Here is a 19,581-nt window from a genome sequence, read left to right on the forward strand (position 1 = left end):
TTCCTACGCCGGCTGGCGGCGGTAGACATCGAACTCGTCGTAGAACGGCACTCGCCACATGTCGCCTCGGTCGCCCTGGTGGCCTGCCAGCGCAGGCGGCAGTCGACGCGGACCGATCAGCAGGTCGTGGCGACCGGCGAGGCGAACACTGGCCCCGGTGACGCCGAGGCGCCTCAGCACGGAGACTGCGTCGACCTCGTCGCAACCGTTGAGCAGCAGCTCCACCACGCCATCGCAGACCACCACCTCATCGGTGACCCGAAGTCCGGCAGTCGGTGCCGGCACACCGGCCGGCAGGCGTACCCGGGTGGTGATGTCCGAGCGGGCGGATCGACGTTGGGCCGGCCCGTACCGCCCGGCGTCGGCCATGGCGATCCGGTGTTCGACCACCCGCGCGAGGAGCTGAGCAGTACGGTCCCAGCCGAACAGGCCCGCCCACAACCGACAGCACCGCGCCGTCAGGTCGGCGTACCGCTGGTCGGAAAGGAGCCGCACGCCGCGCACGATCTCCGCGCCCAGCTGCTCCTGATCAGCCACAACGTACCCGGTCCGGCCGCCGAGCACGAAGTTGTCCGCCCCAGGTGTGTCCAGGACGAGGCACGGCACCCCTAGTGCGGCGGCGCGCAGCGGCTCGAATCCAGCAAGCTCGGCGGTCGCCGTCGACACGGTGAGTCAGGCGCGGGCGAGCCTGCGGTCTCGTTCCGACTCCGGTAGACGGCCGGGGAGCGAGACCACCCGCTCCAGAGCTCCGTCGGCGATCATCCGCCGTAGTCGGGGTAGCTCCGGTCCGGTCCCGAGGATCTCCACCGTCAAGTCGGTCAGTTGGCCGGCGACCGCCGCCAGTGCCCGCAGGAACACATCGATCCGTCGGTCCAAGGCCAGTTGCGTGTCGATCACGATCAGCGGATCGGCCGACCGTGCACCGGAGGTGGCGCCAGGGCCGGTACCGGGCGGCACCACGAAGACCGGTCCATGGGCCCGGGCGTGCCGGCGCACCGCGTGCCGGGCCGCAGGAGAAAGCGTGACGATCGCGTCGGCACCGCGCGGCGCACGCGCGGCCGAATACCACGAGAGGCGGCGTAGCGCCGACAGAGAGCTCGGTCGGGTGTCGTCGGGGCCTGGCGGCGGGTCCGTCACCACGGCCACTATGGGTGCTCGGCCGCCGGCCAGCACGCTCCCCCGTGGGTATCCGGTGGCGTCGACCACCGCATGTGCCCGGCGAGCCACCTGCGTCAACACGGATGGCTGCCGCCACGACCTGATCCCGCTCCGGACCACCATCACGCCGTCGATCGGTTCTACGTCGGGCAGACCTGGCGCACGCTCCACGGCCCAGCTGACGGAGGCTCCCCAGCCAGCCCAACGCCGGGCGACCTGGTGCAGGTACCGTTCCTGTCCACCGGCATCGGGATGGCGCACGTCACGGTCGCTCACCACCAACAGCTGCCGATCCGCCAGGGTGAAGCTCCCCTTATTCATCGCAGGTCCAGCCGGTACAGCCGCAGCAGGTCGGCGAAGGCAGCCGGACCGTCGTGCAGCGGGCGGAAGGTGGAGCGCTGGTCGTCGGTCCACGCCACCGCGATCTCAGCGATCCGACCCCGCCCCGCCGAATCTGACGTAGGAGCTCCACGTCGAAGGCGATCCCGTTGACGCGACAGCGCCGCAACGCATGCTGCACCCCGACCCGGTCGAAGATCTTGAATCCACACTGAGTGTCGTGGACGCCCGGCACGAGCCGTCGGGCCAGGGCTCGGAACGCCGCTCCCCCGAGCCGACGGCCGAACGGCTGCGGCCGGACGAGCTGAGCACCAGGTGCGTGCCGGGAAGCGATCGCAGCCGTAGCTCCCGCGTCCAGCTCCGCCATCGCCCGATGCAACGTCTCGATCGGCGTCGACAGGTCCGCGTCGATGAAGCCGACGTAGCGAGAACGACTGCTCTCGATACCACGGCGCACCGCGGAGCCCTTACCCGGCCGGGAGCACCCGGCCACCACGACCTCCACGGGGTCACGTGCCACCGTCGCGGTGGCTACCGGTTCGGCACTTCCGACCGCGACCGCAGCCGTGTCGTCGGTACTGCCGTTGTCGACCACCACGATCCGGGTCCGCCACGGACAGTCCGCCAGGAATCCGGAGACCACCGCCAGGGTGGCGGGTAGCCGGGCGGCCTCGTTGAACGCCGGTACGACCAGCTCCAGGTCGACCGCGCTGCGCGCGTACGGCACGGACGGTTGCGCCAGCCAGTCGCTGTCCCGGGAGCAGGCCACCGCGAGGCAGCCACTCGCAACGGTACGGCGACGCTGATCGCAGCCGGCACCATCGGGCGGTTACCGGTCCGTCACGCACCGGCACAGTCCGCCTCGGTCAGGGCCACCTCGACACTCCACAGCAGCTTTTCGATCTGGACCGCCGTCACCACCAGCGACACCCCGTCGGAGGCGTCCATGGAACCGACACCGCCAGGCGAAGCGGGCGGGCGCGGCATCCCAGCTCAGCAGCTTCGTTCGGTCATCGTCATGAGTTGTGCGGGCGCTACCGTTGGCGCCGGTCCGGATCCGCGTGGCGGCCACAGATCGTTGACGAAGCAGTACGGCGCGAGGGCGCTGGCCAGGTCGTGGCCCTGACCGGCGAAGGCTTGGGCCATCGCTACCGGGTCGTAGTAGGCATACCGGTGCGCGGACAGCGACGCCTGCCAGGTCCGGGCCAGCAGCTCGGCGAAGCCGCCCGGCCCCGCCGCTGCGGGTCTGTGCGGGAGGTCCAGGTGGCGCAAATTTATCTGGTTGAGACTGGCGACCTCGGAGTCGTACCTGGCCCGGAACCGGTTGCCGGACATCGTCAAAAGCACGGTGGCGGTGCTGACCCGGCGCCGGACGGCGACCGGGAACACCTCACCCTGGGAACCGGGCGAACTGGTCCAACCAGTAGCGTGCGGCGTGATCCGAGCGGGAACCCTCATGCTGCTCATGGGCCGCGACATCAACCAACTGCCAGGCGGCCGGCGTCGGGACCGCCCCGCGCAGTAGCAGCAGCCGCAGGTCACGTAGCACGATCTCGGCCGCGTGGTAGTCGACCGCAGCATGGTTGAACACCAACGCGATCTGACGCACCCGGGGGGGCGATCCGGAACAGGCCGACCCGAAGGGCGCACTCGTCACGGTAGTCCACCGGGTCGGCGGCCAGTTCCGTCGCGGCCCGCGCGCCGTCGGGGTCGGCCCGCGACGGCGGTACGGCGAACAGGCGTACCGGCAGCGTGCCGGTGGCCGCGACCACCTGGCGCAGGTCGTCGCCGGCCGGCTGGAAGCCGGTCCGCAGCGCAGCGTGCCGCTCGACGAGCAGCCCGACCGCCCGGCTCAGCCGCTCGACGTCGGTGTCGACCCGGTCGGGCACCGCAGGGTGCGGGACAGGTGGGCATCGCCGGGGCGGCGGCGAAGGCAGCCCGGTCCGGCCAGGTGGCGCGTCGGCTCCAGGTCAGCGGTGCCACGGCGGCGGACGGCACGGCGACCCGGATGTTGGGCGCCGGTCGGCTCAGCCGCGTCCGCCGGGCTGCCAGGGCCAGGGCACGTCCCGGTACGCGGCCTCGATGAGCAGCGCCTCCAGGTCACGCAGGTACGGCTCGATCGTCTCCGGCGCAAGGAACGGGTGTCGACCGTGTAGGTGAGACCGAGCGCCTCCGGCTCGTCCACCACGTGCAGCAGGCGGTGCCAGGAGGCGGCGTCCAGGCCGTCGATGAGAGTGAAGTGGCTGCCGTCCGCGGTCGCCCGCAACTGCTGCTCGGCTACCGGCGGCACGTCGTCCACCAAGTCCCCGCCGGGCAGCCGGACGTCGTTGAAATAGTAGTGCGGCAGGAATGCGGTGGTGTAGTCGTAGCCGAGCTCCTCGAACGTCGTCCGCATCGCGGCTGCGTCGTAGTAGGCGTGCAAATATCCGTCCAGCGCGACCCGATAGATCCGTGGTAGCAGCTCAAAGAATCCCGGGCGATCGGCGATGTCCAGCACGCAGAAGCCGATTTGACCGAGATTGGCGATCGCATTGACGTACTCGGGCCGGAAGCGGTTGTGCGACCTGTTGAACTGTCCGCAGACCTGACGCCCGTTCGCTCCGGCGGACAGGGCGGTGGTAGCGGCGAGCAGCACCGTCGAGAAACTCACCCGATGCCGGGCGGCGACCATCCGGGCGGCGGTGGCGGCGGCCGACGAGACCAGCGTGCCCCGGTGCAGCCGTGGGGTGGCCGGCGGTGCCGGCCCGTCGAGCGAGACGTCGGCCAGCCGCCGGTACTGCCGGAGCCAGTACGCCACGGTACGGGCCGAGCGCCGCTGGTCCGGCCCGTGCTGGCGGCGGGCCACGTCCACCGACTGCAGCCCGGCCGGGGTGCCCAGGTCGCCCCGGAGCAGGATCAGCCGCGGCTCTCGCAGCACCACCTCGACCGCGTACGCGTCCACGGTCGAGTGGCTGAAGACCAGCACCAGCTGGCGTACCACGCCATCGACCCGCACCACGGCGAACCGCACCGGCCACTCCCGACCGTGGTCGAAGGCGACGTCGCCCAGCCGGCGGGTGAGCTCGGCGGCCGCCGCGGCGCCGTCGCCGGTGCCCGCAACCACCAGGACCGGGACCTGCCCGGCCGCCGCAGTCTCCTGCCGCGACGTGCCGTCCGCCGTCCGGCATACCCGGGTGCGCAGCCCGCCGTGCCGGCCGACCAGCGTGCCGATCGCCTGCACCACGCTGGACAGATTGGCCGGGGCCCGACGCGGCACCGCCAGCACCCGGCGCAGGTTGAGGAACAGATGCTGGGTCCTCGACAGGGTGGCTGCCCGCCACATGACCTGCTGCGCCCAGGTCATCGGCGCGTCTTCCGTCCGACCACCGTGGAACTCCGCGTGAATCAACTCGTCCATGGCCCACTCGGTGGGCACGATGGCATCGGCGAATCGCATTCCCGACGGTACGACGGCACGACGTGCATCGAATCGATCGTTTGTCTGCACCACAGTGCACCAAGAGTCGATTCCGCTGCGCCGACGACGGGAGTCAGGCTGATGGTTCATGCAGACAGATCAAAGGCAATCCGGGTGACGAATCTCGACGTACCAGCACAGGGTGTCCCGATCCAATCACAAGTGATTCAACACCGAAATGGGGAAAGTCCGACACTGTCGTTCGGTCAGGAACGGATCTGGTTCACCGAGCAGCTGACACCGGGCACCGCCGGCTACGTCGTACACAGCACGGTACGGATGGGTGGCCCGCTCGATGCCGACCTGCTGCGCGCCGCAGTGGACACCGCCGCGGCCCGCCACGACAGCCTGCGGATGCGGTTCACCGAGAACCTCGACGGCGAGCCGCGGGTCGAGGTGGTACCGCAGGTCACCGTACCGTTCACGGTGCTCGACGCCGACGACGAGACACACGCCCGGGAGCTGGTCGACGCCGCCGTGCGGACCCCGTTCGACCTGGCCGTCGCACCGCTGCTGCGGGTGCTCCTGGTCCGGCTCGGCGACGACGACCAGGTGCTGCACGTCGGGATGCACCACATCGTCAGCGACGGCTGGTCGCTGAACCTGCTGCTGGCCGAGGTCGCCGCCCTCTACGGCGCGCTCACCGACGGTCTGCCGGTGCCGCCGGCACCGGCCATCGACTACGCCGACTACGCCGCCTGGCAGCGGGTTCGCGGTGACGGACCGGCCGCCCAGCGGGAACTCGCCTACTGGACCGGGGCGCTCGCCGGAGTACCGCCGCTGGAGCTGCCGACCGACCGGCCCCGACCCGCCGTGCAGTCGTACGCCGGCGACGTGCACCGGTTCGGCTTCGACGCCGAGCTCACCGCGGCGCTGCGCCGGCTGAGCCGGGCCCACCGCAGCACCCTCTACATGACGCTGCTCGCCGGCTGGCAGGCGACGCTGTTCCGGTACAGCGGGCAGCGGGACTTCGCCGTCGGATCACCGGTCGCCGGCCGGGTGGTGCCGGAGGTGGAGAACCTCGTCGGGCTGTTCGTCAACACGGTGGCGATCCGGGCCGACCTGTCCCGCGCACCGACCAACAGCGCCGGCGATCGCGGTGGTGCCAGCAGTGCCGGCGACGACGGTGAGCCGGGCTTCGGCGAGCTACTGCGCCGCACCAGGGGCCGGGTACTGCGCGCGCTGAGCCACCAGGAGGTCCCGTTCGAACGTCTGGTCAAGGAGCTCAACGTCGCCCGCGACGTCAGTCGGGCGCCGGTGTTCCAGGTGCTGTTCACCCTGCAGAACTACTCGCGGGCGCAGAGCAGCTGGCCGCGCGGGATCACCACCGGGGCGTTCGGCAGCGACACGGCGGCGGCCCGGTTCGACCTGTCGCTCTACGTCAGCGAGACCGACGACGGGCTACGGGCCATGCTGGTCTACAACACCGACCTGTTCGACGCCGCCACCGTGGCACGGCTCACCGGGCACTACCGGGCGTTGCTGCGCGCCGCGGTGGCCGACCCGGACCGGCCGGTGGTGGATCTGCCGCTGCTCGACGACGCACAGCAGCGGCAGCTGACCGCGTTCAGCACCGGCCCGGTGCCCGGCACCGACCGGCCACGACCGGCCACTGCCGGGGCGGTCACCCTCGGCGACCTGGTCACCCGGCACGCCACGGCCACCCCGCAGGCACCCGCCGTGGTCTACGGCGACGACCTGATCAGCTACGCCGAGCTGGACCGACGCGCCAACCAGCTGGCCCACCAGCTGCGGGAGCACGGCGTCGCGCCGGGCCACCTGGTCGGCGTCTGCCTGGACCAGTCGGTGCAGCTGGCGGTCGCGCTGCTCGCCGTACTGCGGGCCGGCGGGGCCTACCTGCCGCTCGACCCCGAGCAGCCACCCGCCCGGCTGCGGCTGATGCTCGCCGACGCCGCCCCGACGGTGGTGTTGACCAGCAGCGCGATCCGCGCCGAGCTGGGCGGCGACGCCGCCCCGGCGGCCCTCGCCGAGGCGACCTGCCTGGACCGGATCGCCTCGGTCGTCGCAAAGCAGCCGACCGGGCCGCCGGCAGGGGCGGCGGGCGGCGACGACCTGGCCTACGTCATCTACACGTCCGGTTCGACCGGCATGCCCAAGGGAGTCGCGGTCGCCCACCGGCAGGTGCTGAACTATCTGGACGGGGTCGCCGAACGGTTCGACGTCGTGCCGGCCGGCCGGTACGCGCTGCTGCAGTCGCTGTCGTTCGACTTCAGCGTCACCGTGTTCTACCTGGCGTTGGCGACCGGCGGCTGCGTCCATCTGGTGCCGAGGCGGTGCACCGGCGAGGAGCTCGCCGACGCGCTGCGCACCGGACGGATCGACTACCTGAAGATGACGCCGTCGCATCTGCGGGCGCTGGCCGCCGAGGTGGACACCGCGCGGCTGCTGCCCCGGCGGGCGCTGATCCTCGGCGGCGAGGCGGCCGACCTGGACTGGGCGGCGGATCTGGCCGGGCACGGCGTACCAGTGTTCAACCATTATGGACCGACCGAGGCCACCGTCGGGGTGACCACCTACCGGGTGTCGGCACACGAGCGGGGGCCGGGCAGCGTGCCGATCGGTCACCCACTGCCGTACGCCCGGGTGCACGTGCTCGACGCCCGGCTGCGGCCGGTGCCGGTCGGCGTGCCAGGTGAGGTGTACCTGGGCGGCGACCGGCTGGCCCGCGGCTACCTGAACCGGCCCGGGCTGACCGGGCAGCGGTTCGTCCCGGACCCGTTCGGTCCGCCCGGTTCCCGGCTGTACCGCACCGGTGACCTCGGCGCGTGGCGCGCCGACGGCGAGCTGCTCTTCCTCGGCCGCACCGACCACCAGGTCAAGATCCGCGGCTACCGGGTGGAGCTGGGTGAGGTGGAGGCGGCGCTGCGCGAGCTTCCCGGGGTACGGCAGGCCGCCGTACTGCTGCGCGACGACCGGTTGGTCGGCTACCTGGAACGCGCCCCGCAGGACCCGGCACCGGAAACGGCACCCGGGCCGGCACCGGGGCCGGCACCCGAGCCGGAGCCGGCCGAGCTGCGCCGGCTGCTCGCCGACCGGCTGCCGGACCACATGATCCCAAGTCGGTACTGCTGGCTGGACCGGCTGCCGCTGCAGGAGCACGGCAAGATCGACCGCAGGGCGCTGCCGGATCCGGGCGACGATCAACCCGCCCGGGAGTACCTCGAGCCGACCGGTCCGGTGCAGACGCTGATCGCCGCCGTCTGGCAGGCGGTGCTGCAGGTGCCCCGGGTCGGCGCCGACGACGACTTCTTCGAGCTGGGCGGGCATTCGCTGCTGGCCACCCAGGTGGTCGCCCGGCTGCGCCGGGAACTGCCGACGGTCCGCGCCGGTGACGGCACGCCTCCGGCGGTCAGCGTGATGGACCTGTTCCGGCACCGGACCGTACGCGAACTCGCCGCTCTGCTGACCGACGGTGACGCCGAGCGGGGTCGGCTGCTGCATGAGCTGACCGCACCAGCCTCCGCCGCCGAGCGGGTCGCCACCCTGGTCTGCGTCCCGTACGGCGGCGGCAGCGCAGTGGTCTACCAGCCGCTCGCCGACGCGCTGCCGGCCGGCTGGCGGCTGCTGTCGGTGGCGATGCCCGGGCACGACATCGGGCTGGCCGACGAGCCGGCGCCGATCGACGAAGTCGCCGAGGGCGTGGTCGCGGAGATCCTGGACCGGGTTGACGGGACGCTCATCCTCTACGGGCACTGTGGGCCGGGCGGGGCGCTCGCCGTCGAGGTGGCCCGCCGGCTGGAGGCAGCCGGGCGGGAGTTGGCCGCGGTCTACCTCGGTGCGATCTTCCCGTTCGGCCGGCCGACCGGCGGGTTGCTCGGTCCGCTGCTGCGGCTGCGGTTGGTGGAGCGGGTCCGCAGCGACCGGATCTACCGCACCTGGCTGCAGGCGCAGGGCACCTCGATCGGTTCCCTCGCCCCGGAAGAGGCGGCGTTCCTGATCCGGGCGATGCGTCACGACGCCCGGGTCTCCGAGGACTACTTCACCGCGCTGATGCGCGACCAGGTTACCCCGCTGCGCGCCCCGGTGATCTCGGTCGTCGGGGAACGCGACCGGGGCACCGACTTCCATGAGGAACGTTTCCAGGAGTGGCACTTCCTGTCCGACCGCACCGCGCTGGCGGTGATCGACGAGGCAGGGCACTACTTTCTCAAGTACCGGGCCGGCGAGTTGGCGGAGATTGTCACCGGTGTCCACCTCCGGCTCGCCGTACCGGCCGAACCAGACGTGCCACCCACCGGCGACGCGGGGGTGGACGACCCGGCGTGGCGGCTGCACGCGGTCTCCGACCGAGGTCCGGCCGCCGACCCGCCGGGGGCCCGGTCCGGACCGTCGGCACCGGACCGGGCAGCGGCCGGACCGGACCGGGCAGGTGGGCCACAGCCCAGCCTGCGCCGGTTCGGTCTGGTCGCGGCCGGCCAGATCGTCACCACCACCGGCACCGCGTTGACCAACTTCGCCGTACCACTGTGGATCTACCTGGAGACCGGTTCGCTGGCCCGGTTCGCCCTGTTCTCCATCGTCAGCCTGCTACCCGGACTGCTGATCGCCCCACTGGCCGGGGCGTTGATCGACCGGACGAGTCGCCGCCGGGTGCTACTGGCCGCCAGCGTCGCCGCAGGCGGCGCCAAGGCGGTGATGGCCGGGCTGCTGATCGCCGACCGGGCCGAGATCTGGCACTTCTACCTGCTCGTCGGCTGGTTGTCGGTGGCGTTGGCGTTCCAACGGCTGTCGTTCGTGTCGGCGGTGCCGCAGCTGGTGCCGAAACGCTTCCTCGGCCACGCCAACGGCCTCACCCAGACCGCGGTCGGGTTGACCCAGTTCATGGTGCCGCTGCTGGCGGTCGCGCTACTGGAGGCGGTCGGACTGCGCGGCATCATGATCATCGACGTGGTGGCGTACGTTTTCGCCGTCGCGGTGCTGATCGCCATCCGGTTCCCCCGCACGTTGGCGCTGCAGCGGCGGGAGAGCCTGGGGCAGGAGATCCTCGGTGGGTTGCGCTACTCGCTGCGCCGCCGGGAGTTCCGCGGCATGCTTGCCTTCTTCGCCGCCCTCAACCTGTTCCTGTTCCCGGTGCTGTTCCTGCTCTCCCCGTTGGTGCTGGGCTTCGCCGAGCTGGCCGAGGTGGCCCAGATCGCGCTCACCGGCGGGGTCGGCGCGGCAGCCGGCGGGCTGGTGATGCTGGTCTGGGGCGGCCCGCGCCGCTACCGGATGCGGGCCGTGCTGATCGGCACGCTGGGCATTGCGGTGGCCTGCGCGGTGACCGGGCTACGCCCCAGCCTGCTCGTCATCGGTGCCGGGGCGTTCGGCATGTACTGCGCGCTCGGCCTGGTCAACGGCATCTACAACACGATCATCCAGATCAAGGTGCCGCCCCGGTTCCACGGTCGGGTTTTCGCGCTCAACCAGATGGTCGCCTGGTCGACGATGCCACTCGGCTGGGGGGTGATCGCCCCGCTGGCCACCAGCCTGATGGAGCCGCTGCTGATGCCGGACGGGGCGCTGGCCGACACGGTCGGGCAGGTCATCGGGGTCGGTCCGGGCCGGGGCATCGCCCTGCTCTACATCGCCTTCGGCGTCTGCATCGCGCTGACCGCGATCGTCTCGATGCGCACCCGGGTGCTGTCCCGGTTCGACGACGAGGTGCCGGACGCTCCGCCGGACGACCTGGTCGGCATCGAGACCCGGCAGGCCCGGGTGGCGGCGACCCCCGGCGGTGGCCAGCGAGCCCAGCTACCCGTGTCCCCGGGCGGTGGCCGATGAGTCGGCCTCCCGGTGTCCCCCGGCGGCCGGCCGCCGCGCCGGCCGCTCGGACCGTACCCGAGCTGCTCGACTGGCGCTGCGCCCTGCACCCCGACCGGGTCGCCATTGAGGTCCACGGCGTGGACCAGCTCACCTTCGCCGACTGGCGGGCCGGGGCGCTGGCGGTGGCCGCCGCGCTGCGACGGGCCGGGGTGGCCCCTGGTGACCGGGTCGCGCTGGTGTTCGCGGCGCGGGAGTGGACCGGCTACGCCGTGGCGTACTGCGGGGTATCGCGGGCCGGTGCGGTCGCGGTGCCGCTGTCCGACCGCCTCGCCCCGGCCCAACTGGAGTACGCGGTGCGGCACTGCGCTGCCCGGCTGGTCCTGCACGGACCGCTGACCGGCCCGGCCGGGCCGGCGCCGGCCGTACCCACCGGGGTCACGCCGCTGGCGCTCGCCGACCTGGTCGCCGGCGGCCCGGTCGCCGACAGCACCGGCGCGCCCGCTCCCCCGGTGCGGCCCGCTGACCTGGCTCAGATCCTTTACACCTCGGGCACCACGGGCCGGCCCAAGGGCGTCGGCGCCAGTCACGCCAACCTGGTGGCCGGGGCGCCGAGCCACCCGCGCCGGCTGGCCCTGGCCCACTCGGAACGCTTCCTGCATGCCTTCCCGATCGGCACCAACGCCGGGCAGACCATGCTGTTCAACGCGTTGACCGCGAAGCCGGCCGTGCTGACCCTGCCCCGGTTCACCCCGGCACGGTTCGCCCGCCTGGTGACCGCGCCCGGCACCGGCACCGTCTTCCTGGTCCCGTCGATGGCGATCGAACTGCTCGACTCCGGTGCCCTGCGGGGCCGGGACACCTCCGGCGTGATGCTGATCGGGTCGACGGCGGCGGCGCTCGCGCCGGCGGTGGCCACCCGGCTGGCCACGACGTTCCCGGCCGCGACGATCGTCAACTACTACTCGTCGACCGAGGCCGCCCCCGCCCAGACCGTCATGATCTTCGACCCGGCGCGGCGGGCCGCCGTCGGTCGGCCGGCCGACGGTCAGCTGATGATCGCCGACGAACAGCGCCGGCCGCTGCCGCCGGGCAGCGTCGGCGAGGTCTGGCTGCGCTGCCCGCATCCGCGTTCGTACTACCGCGACGGCCAGGCCACCGAAGCGACGTTCCGTCAGGGCTGGGTCCGGATGGGCGATCTCGGCCGGCTGGACGCCGACGGCTACCTGTACCTCGCCGACCGGCACCAGGACATGATCAAGTCCGGCGCATTCAAGATCTCCTCGCTGGAGGTGGAGGCCGCGCTGCACGAACACCCGGCCGTCGGCGAGGCGGCGGTGGTGGCCGTCCCGCACCCCGTGCTCGGGTCGGCGGTCGGGGCGGTGCTGGTACCCCGCGCCGGGCAGCCGCCGCACGAACTCACCCTGCCCACGGTGCGCGCATTCCTGGCCGACCGGCTCGCCGACTATCAACTGCCGGCCCGGGTGCTGGTCGTCGAAACGCTGCCCCGCAACGAGGCCGGCAAGGTCCTCAAACGGACGCTGGCCGCGCTGTTCGATCCACTGGGCTGACCGGCTCCGGCCCGACCGTACCGTCCGACATCGACAAACCAGCAGCAGCATCAGGAGGATCCCGTGGGCACCGCCGAAGCGACGTACGCGCAGCACGCCGTCTGGTTCACCGAACAGGCCGGGGTGGCGGGTACGGCGTACCACATGGCTCTCGGCGTGTGGTACGCCGCCGGCCTGGACCAGGCGGCGCTGGCCACCGCGTGCGCCGCCGTCGTCGACCGGCACCCGGCGCTGGCCGCCCGGGTCGACGACAGCGACGGCGTACCGCGACTCGCCCCGGCCGCCGACCGCCCGACGCTGCGGCGGCTGACGCCGCCGGCCGGTGACGCAGGCGTCGACCGGCTGATCGCGGCGGAGATCGCCCGCCGCCACGACCTGCGCACCGGTCCGCTGGCCAGGTTCAGCCTGATCCCCGCCGCCGGTGGCCGGCACCTGCTGCTGATCACCGCCCACCACCTGGTCTTTGACGGCACGTCCAAGGACGTGCTGGTCCGCCACCTGGCGGCGGCGTACGATGCCGCCCGCGCCAGTCGCCCGGTCGAACTGCCGGCGGCGCCGACCGACGGGTACGCGGCACGGGCCGGCACCGAACGGGACCGGGCCGCAGCCGAGTCGGCGGCAGCCGCAGACCACTGGGCCACCCGCTGGTCCGGCCCGGGTGGGCTGGTGCTGCCCGGTCTCGCCCGAGTGCCGACCGGCGCCGAACCCGGCGACGCCGTACCGGTGGTCCTGGCGCCGGGTCTGGTCGCCGGGCTCGACCAGGCCCGGCGCAAGCTCGGGGTCACCCGGTTCGAGCTGCTGCTGGCCGCGGTGCAGGCGCTGCTGCACCGGTACGGCAACCAGCAGGTCCCGGTCGGCGTCGGGTTGTCGACCCGTACCGCCGACGACGCCGACGAGATCGGCCTGTTCGTCAACGAACTGCCGGTCACCGTCCCGGTGCCCGACGAGGCGAATTTCCGCGACCTCGCGCACGCCGTCCGGGACGAGACGCGGACGCTCAACCGGTTCCGGTCCGTTCCGCTGGCACACGTGGCGAACGGGGTTCGGCCGGCGCCCGCGCTCACCCCGGTGTCGATTGGCTACCGCCGCCGCGCGCCGGAACCCGTCTTCGCCGCGGTGCCGACCACCGTCGACTGGGCGATGTTCAGCGGCGCGGCCCGCAACGCGCTGCACATCCAGGTCGTCGACGGGCCGGCACCGGACAGCGGTCAGGAGCACCTGGAAATCAACCTGCAGTTCAGCCCCTCGGCCGTTCCCGCCGCCGCCGTCGCGCGGATCGGCGACCATTTGCGGACCCTGCTGGCCGCCGTGGCCACCGACCCGGAACAGCCGATCGCCGACCTGCCGGTGCTGCCTCCCGCCGAGTCCGAGCTGGTCTGCCGTGGCTGGAACGCCACCGGCCGCGACTACCCGGCCGACACGACCGTGCCGCTGCTGTTCGCGGCGGCGGTACGGCGGACACCGGACGCCGTCGCGGTCGTCGACGGTGGACGTGCGCTGAGCTACGCCGAACTCGACGCGGTCAGCGCTCGGCTCGCCGGGCTGCTGCGGGCCCGTGGCGTCGGGGCGGGATCGCTGGTCGCCGTGCTGCTGGACCGCTCCTGGCAGACGGTCGTCGCGCTGCTCGCGGTGCTGCGCAGCCGGGCCGTGTACCTGCCCGTCGACCCCAACTACCCGCCGGCCCGGCAGGCGATGATCCTCGACGACGCCGTGCCGGCGCTGGTACTGACCACCAGCGGTACGGCGGCCGCCCTGCCCGCCGGGTCACCGGTGCTCGCACTCGACCAGCTCGACCTGACGACCGCTGACCCAGAAACCGGTGACCCAGCGACCGGTGACCCAGGGACCGCAGACCTGCCCGGCCCTGACGAGCTGGCGTACGTGCTCTACACCTCGGGTTCCACCGGGCGGCCCAAGGGGGTACGTGTCCCGCACGGTGCGCTGGCCAACCTCCTGCTCGGCATGCGGGACATGTTCGACAGTGGGCCGGCTGACCGGTGGCTCAACCTGACCTCGCCGTCGTTCGACATCTCGGGGGTCGAGGTCTACCTGCCGCTGACCACCGGTGGCCAGGTGGTGGTGGCCTCCGGGGTCAGCGCGCTCGACGGTGCCGGGGTGCTGCGGCTGGTGCGCGAGACCGGAGTGACACATGTGCAGGCGACTCCGTCGGGCTGGCGGGTCCTGCTGGAGGCCGGGCTCGACGACCGGGTGGTGGCGGTCACCGGCGGCGAGGCGCTGGCGGTCCCGCTGGCCCGCCAGTTGCGCTCGCGGGTGGCCCGGCTGGTCAACGGGTACGGCCCGACCGAGGCGACGATCTACGCGACGATGGCGGAAATCCCGCCGGAGCCGGCCGAGGTCACCATCGGCCGGCCGGCGCCGAACACCACGGCGTACCTGCTGGACGGGCGGCGGCAGCCGGTACCGATCGGAGTGCCCGGCGAGCTGTACCTGGGCGGGCGGGGCGTCGCCGACGGCTACCTGAACCGCCCCGAGCTGACCGCCGAGCGATTCGTCCCCGACCCGTACGCCACCGACGCCGGCCGGCTGTACCGCACCGGCGACCTGTGTCGCTGGCTGCCCGACGGCCGGCTGGAATTCCTCGGCCGGGCCGACGACCAGGTGAAGATCCGCGGCCACCGGGTGGAGCTGGGTGAGATCACCGGCCGGCTGCTGGAGCATCCGGCTCTCGCCGAGGCCGCCGTACTACTGAGCGGTACGGACGAGGCGTCGCCGCGGCTCGTCGCCTACCTGGTTCCCCGGGGTGCCGCGCCGACCGTCGCCGAGCTGCGCCGGCACCTGACCGAGACGCTGCCCACGGCGATGGTGCCCACCGACTGGGTGCTGCTCGACCGGCTACCGGTGAGCCCGAACGGAAAACTGGACCGGACCGCGCTGCCGGCACCGACGACCGGCGGTACGGATCCGACGGGCCGGGTCAGCACCTCGGACCCGGTCGGCGCCAAAGACCAGGTCGAGGCGGACCCGGTCGTCGAGGCGATCCGGTCGATCTGGCAGGACGTGCTGCAGATCGCCGAGATCAGCATCGACGAGGACCTGTTCGACCTGGGCGGGCACTCGTTGACGATCACCCGGATCAGTAGCCGGATCCACCGTCGGCTCGGCGTCGAGGTGCCGTTGGACGCGTTCTTCGACACCCCGACGATCGCCGAGATCGCCGACCTGGTCCGCGAGGCCGGCGGCCGGTGCTGACCGGGCGGACGACGCCGAACAAGGTGGAGACGAAGGAGGATTCGGTGGACACGACGACGCTGCGGCAGCGGGTGATGGAGCTGGTCGACGAGGCGACCGGCGGCACGGTGCCGGTCGACCAGCTGGCCGACGGCGGATCGCTGATCGCGCTGGGAGTCGACTCGCTGGGCCTGCTCCGCCTGGTCGACGCCGTCGAGGCCGAGTTCGGCGTCGAGGTGGAGTTCGACGGCCCCGGCCAGTGGATGGACACTCTGGACGACCTGGTGGCCGCAATCGTCGACGCCCGCGACGAGGCGGAGCCGGACCGGGTCGCCACCACCGGGTGACGAATCGGTCACTACATGCTAAGGCACCGGCTTTCGATGCCTGTCCGACACGGCGTCACTGTCCGTCGGTGCCGGGTGAGCCGGCCGCTCGACTAGGCTGCGTTCGTGTCAGTCGAGGGTGGGAACGCGGACAAGCGCCTTGAACGCATCGAGGCGATCACTGACCCTGCCCTGTCCCGGCTGAGCTTCGACGCGCTGCTGGTCGAGTCACTGGCCCGCACCGGCGGGCTGCTCGGCGCCGACTCCGCCGCCGTGTTCCTACTCGACGCGCACTCCCAGCAGCTGGTCACCGCCGCTGCCTGGGGCATCGAGGCCGGCCACGAACCGCCGGCCCGGCTGCCGCTGGGGCGTGGGTACGCCGGCAAGGTGCTGACCACCGGTGACACGGTCATGCTGGCCGACCCTGACGACGACGCGCTGGCGCATCCGGCGTTGCAGGGGCAGGGCATCCGGTCGCTGCTGGCGGTGCCGGTGACGATCGGCGGCTCGGTCAGCGGGGTGCTGCACGTGGCAACCCGACGACGCGGGCCGGCCTGCGACGACGAACAAATGCTGCGGCTGCTGGCCGACCGGATCGCCCTGGCCGACCAGGCCCGCGAAAGCCAGGTCGACCGTGCCGCCACCCTGGCGCTGCAGTACGACCTGCTGCCCACCGAACTACCGACGGTCGCCGGGCTGGAGTTCGCCGCCCGGTACGTCGCCGGCCACGACGCCGGGGTGGGCGGCGACTGGTACGACGTGCTGCCATTGCCCGACGGGTGGGTCGGCGTGGCGATCGGCGATGTCACCGGACGCGGGCTGCACGCGGCGACCGTGATGGGCCGGCTGCGCAGCGCGCTGCGCGCGTACGCTCTGGAAACCACCGACCCGGCCGACGTGCTCGCCCGGCTGGACCGCAAGGTGCAGCACTTCGAGCCGGGCATGATGGCGACGGTGTGCTACGCGACGATCGACCCCACCCGGACGGTCGTGTCGGTGTCGACGGCCGGCCATCCGCCGCCGGTGACCATCGGCGGTGGCCACGCCGCACACAGCTTGCCGGTGCCGGCGGACCTTCCGCTCGGCACCAGCATCCACCGGCCACGCCGGGTGCGCAGGCACGCCCTCGAGCCCGGCGCGCTGCTGTTCTTCTTCACCGACGGCCTGGTGGAGCGGTGGGGGCCGACCATCGACAACGGCCTGCGTCAGTTGTGCGACTCGTTGGTCGCCACCAGCGCCGAGACGGCCTGCGCCGAGACGATGGGCGCGCTGGTGGACGGCCGACCGCTGGTCGACGACATCGCCATGTTGGCGCTACGCCGCCGATAGCCATTGTTGGCGCTACGCCGCCGATAGCCATTGTTGGCGCTACGCCGCCGATAGCCATTGTTCGCGCTCCGCCGCCTATAGCCATTGTTCGCGCTCCGCCGCCGACAGTCATCGCATCTGGCGCTCGGCCCCGCTGTCACGGGCGTTACCAGCGGCCGATCGACGGCACCCCGGCGGCGTCGTGCGGGGCGCGGGCACCGGCATCGTCCGAGGTACGGGAGGCGGCAGCGGTGTCCGCCCAGTCGCGTGGGCCGGCACCGTCCCCGCCGATCGTCGGGGCGTCGGCGCCACGGGGCTGCGCGTCCGGGCTGGTCTTGCGCCCGTTCGCGAACATCACCTGGTCGAAGCGCACCTCGACCGGAGTCGCGTACCGCTTGCCGTTGACCGGGTCGTGCCGCATGAACTGCGGCGGCGCGATCCGGACCGTCACGTCGTACGGGCCGGGACCGGGCACCGAGGCGTTGCCGCCATAGTGGTACAGGAACGGGTGCCACAGGAACGGCAGGCCGGCAGTGGCGACCGGTTGACCGTTCCGGCTGACGGTGATCCGCACGTCCAAACCGGGGATGAACCGGCCGTCGGCGGCATCCGCGACCGCGACCTCCAGATGAACGTTCGCATCCGGGGCAGCTTCCCGCCAGACCAGCTGACCGCCGGAGAGCTCGTACATGCCCTCCGCCTCCTCGTTGACAAACGTCACGAGGTAGTCGCCGGCCAGCTGGCTCTGCGCCCCGTCCTCCTCGGCCATGGCGCGCAGCGCGCCGCCGTACGCCTGACCCTGCCGCCGGGCGACGGCGAGCTGCTCCTCGGTGGCCTCGTTGCTGGTCCGCATGGGCGGCTGCGCCGCTGGTGTCGTCATGGTGACCCTCCGGGTCGATCTGGTTGCCTTCTCGCCTGGGTCTACCCCGCAGCGGCCGCGCTATTGCTTCGCCCCACACCGGGCAGGCTCGGTCACCCGATGGGCGGCGTTAGCCACGCCGTCGGCCGGGAAGCCGATGGACATCGGGGCACGCCGGACGCGTGCCGTACCGGATCCGGGAGGTCGAGATGGGTAACCGCGATCAGCTGCACGATCTGCGGCGGCAGGCGCACGAGGCCGGCATCGAAGGCAACTCGGAGATGTCCGAGGCCGAGCTACGCCAGGCGCTGAAAAAGGTCGGCAAGGGCGCAGACCCGCAGTCAGCCAAGCAGACCACGAAGCAGGCTATGAGCCGCTGACCAGCGGCCGCGCCAGCCCGCCTCCGGCTCCGTGCCGTCGGCGGGCTGGTGCCGTTGCCGTGTCTTCTGTTGCCGTCGTCGCGTCAGTGGGTCAGCCGTTACCCGGCGGCAGGTCGTAGCCGGTCGCGACGCACTGCGCGTTGAGCGTGCCGTCCGAGACGGTCCAGTAAAGGTGCGCCGCGCCGCGGCTGCCGCTCGTACGGGTGAAGATCAGAACGTCGTCGTTGGTGGTCGCGGCGGTGCCGTTGTCGGAGATCACCACCGACCCGAGGGGCGCACCGCCGAACACCCCTACCAGGGAGATCGGGGTCAGGTCAGGATCGGCGGCGTGGTCGGTGACCGGGATGGCGACCGTCCCGCCGACCGTGGCGCGCAGGTTGAAGCCGACGCTGTTGCAGATTGGGCGGCGGTTGGCTGTCGTGGACCCGGTGGCGCTGGCAGAGCTGGCTACGGCGAGTGAGACGGCCGTCAGCCCGACAGGGCTATTGCAAAGTCGGGTGACCCCTGGTCACGGCAGGTTTTCCCGTGGTTACGGCGTCGATGAGGTCGTGCGGGCGGTGGCTGGCACGTCGGGTGGCTTCGGCGATGTTGGTAGCACCATCAACGTGGTGGTATCCGATCGCGGTGTTGCGGAGCGTGGCGAACACGGCGGGCCCGCTACCCGTTCGGGCGCTATGGGCATCCTCACGGAACGTGACATCCCGTACGTGATGGAGCCGATTCTCGATATGCCATTCCGACCGCGCCCAGGTGCCCAGATCAGCGGGCTGGGCCTGGTCGGCGGGCAGCGAGACGGTCAGGTACGCCGTCTCACGGGTGGTCCTGCCCTTGATCGTGCGGGTCCGGGTGATCCGGACGGCCTGCCGCGCGTAGGGGAAGCCCAGGCCTCCCGGGGTGGACACGGTGAGGACCTTGACGGTGCGGGTCTCCTTGCGTCCGTGACCGGTCTCGCGGGTCTGGGACCCGACCGGGACCTCAGCCCAGGGAAGGGCCTTGAGCTGGGCGAAAAAGGTGGGCTGGTTGGCCTTGACCGCGGTCATCAGATGTCCGCCGTCGGCGGCGAGCAACTCGGCGTGCCCGGTCTGTGCGTGCAACGCGTCCGCGACCACGAGGACGTCCCTCAACGATCCCAGCACGGCCGCGACCAGGCGTAGCAGCGGGGTGAACGCCGGGATCTGACCGGAAAAACAACCGTGAGTGGGCAGGCGGCAGCGTCGGGGCGCAGCCCCGACGA

Annotated in this window: 15 protein-coding genes; 6 read left to right on the top strand and 9 right to left on the bottom strand. The window is 72.2% G+C overall.

Annotated elements, in window-relative coordinates; translation table 11 throughout:
- Window positions 1-3: 3 nt before the first annotated feature.
- From ACFHWU_RS23875 to ACFHWU_RS23900, 6 genes are all read right to left on the bottom strand, one after another.
- Window positions 4-666: a glycosyltransferase gene (locus ACFHWU_RS23875; protein ID WP_416591619.1), complete on the bottom strand. Its 663-nt coding sequence runs from the start codon at window positions 664-666 to the stop codon at window positions 4-6.
- A 6-nt stretch (window positions 667-672) separates the two neighbouring features.
- A complete protein-coding gene (locus tag ACFHWU_RS23880) occupies window positions 673-1,479 on the bottom strand; it encodes a glycosyltransferase (RefSeq protein ID WP_416591620.1) in 807 nt (268 codons plus the stop codon).
- Window positions 1,472-2,224 carry a glycosyltransferase gene (locus ACFHWU_RS23885; RefSeq protein ID WP_416591621.1) on the bottom strand — a complete coding sequence of 251 codons (753 nt, stop codon included), beginning with the start codon at window positions 2,222-2,224 and terminating at the stop codon, window positions 1,472-1,474. The genes ACFHWU_RS23880 and ACFHWU_RS23885 overlap by 8 nt, the downstream gene beginning before the upstream one ends.
- A gap of 266 nt (window positions 2,225-2,490) precedes the next feature.
- Window positions 2,491-2,955, bottom strand: a complete 465-nt coding sequence (locus tag ACFHWU_RS23890; RefSeq protein ID WP_416591622.1) for a hypothetical protein — start codon at window positions 2,953-2,955, stop codon at window positions 2,491-2,493.
- 80 nt (window positions 2,956-3,035) lie between these two features.
- A complete protein-coding gene (locus ACFHWU_RS23895) occupies window positions 3,036-3,386 on the bottom strand; it encodes a hypothetical protein (protein WP_416591623.1) in 351 nt (116 codons plus the stop codon).
- A complete protein-coding gene (locus ACFHWU_RS23900) occupies window positions 3,350-4,933 on the bottom strand; it encodes a condensation domain-containing protein (RefSeq protein WP_416591624.1) in 1,584 nt (527 codons plus the stop codon). The genes ACFHWU_RS23895 and ACFHWU_RS23900 overlap by 37 nt, the downstream gene beginning before the upstream one ends.
- 183 nt (window positions 4,934-5,116) lie before the next feature.
- On the opposite strand from ACFHWU_RS23900, the gene ACFHWU_RS23905 reads away from it, so the two are divergent.
- From ACFHWU_RS23905 to ACFHWU_RS23925, 5 genes are all read left to right on the top strand, one after another.
- On the top strand, window positions 5,117-10,735 hold the full coding sequence (locus ACFHWU_RS23905) for an amino acid adenylation domain-containing protein (protein ID WP_416591625.1): 5,619 nt from the start codon (window positions 5,117-5,119) through the stop codon (window positions 10,733-10,735).
- Complete coding sequence (locus tag ACFHWU_RS23910; protein ID WP_416557485.1) at window positions 10,732-12,285, top strand: AMP-binding protein; 1,554 nt, start codon at window positions 10,732-10,734, stop codon at window positions 12,283-12,285. Before ACFHWU_RS23905 ends, ACFHWU_RS23910 begins: the two co-directional genes overlap by 4 nt.
- A 63-nt stretch (window positions 12,286-12,348) precedes the next feature.
- Window positions 12,349-15,495: a non-ribosomal peptide synthetase gene (locus ACFHWU_RS23915; protein ID WP_416591626.1), complete on the top strand. Its 3,147-nt coding sequence runs from the start codon at window positions 12,349-12,351 to the stop codon at window positions 15,493-15,495.
- A 44-nt stretch (window positions 15,496-15,539) separates the two neighbouring features.
- Window positions 15,540-15,821, top strand: a complete 282-nt coding sequence (locus tag ACFHWU_RS23920; protein ID WP_416569314.1) for an acyl carrier protein — start codon at window positions 15,540-15,542, stop codon at window positions 15,819-15,821.
- Window positions 15,822-15,926: 105 nt separating this feature from the next.
- Window positions 15,927-17,129 (top strand): PP2C family protein-serine/threonine phosphatase, encoded by a 1,203-nt coding sequence (locus ACFHWU_RS23925; protein WP_416557483.1) that lies wholly within the window; start codon window positions 15,927-15,929, stop codon window positions 17,127-17,129.
- Between the two features lie 145 nt (window positions 17,130-17,274).
- Here the strand turns inward: ACFHWU_RS23925 and ACFHWU_RS23930 are convergent, their stop codons facing one another.
- Entirely contained in the window at window positions 17,275-17,988 is a 714-nt protein-coding gene (locus ACFHWU_RS23930; RefSeq protein ID WP_416557482.1) for an iron transporter, read from the bottom strand.
- Window positions 17,989-18,149: 161 nt separating this feature from the next.
- Here ACFHWU_RS23930 and ACFHWU_RS23935 point away from each other — a divergent pair, with 161 nt between their 5' ends.
- A complete protein-coding gene (locus tag ACFHWU_RS23935; protein ID WP_416591627.1) occupies window positions 18,150-18,347 on the top strand; it encodes a hypothetical protein in 198 nt (65 codons plus the stop codon).
- A gap of 91 nt (window positions 18,348-18,438) precedes the next feature.
- On the opposite strand, the gene ACFHWU_RS23940 is transcribed toward ACFHWU_RS23935, so the two are convergent.
- Window positions 18,439-18,609: a hypothetical protein gene (locus tag ACFHWU_RS23940; RefSeq protein WP_416591628.1), complete on the bottom strand. Its 171-nt coding sequence runs from the start codon at window positions 18,607-18,609 to the stop codon at window positions 18,439-18,441.
- Between the two features lie 220 nt (window positions 18,610-18,829).
- Window positions 18,830-19,581, bottom strand: a 752-nt coding sequence (locus ACFHWU_RS23945; protein ID WP_416591629.1) for an ISAs1 family transposase, incomplete at its 5' end; no start/stop codon positions are given.

The organism is Micromonospora sp. LOL_015 (assembly GCF_048060275.1).
Lineage (GTDB): Bacteria > Actinomycetota > Actinomycetes > Mycobacteriales > Micromonosporaceae > Micromonospora_E.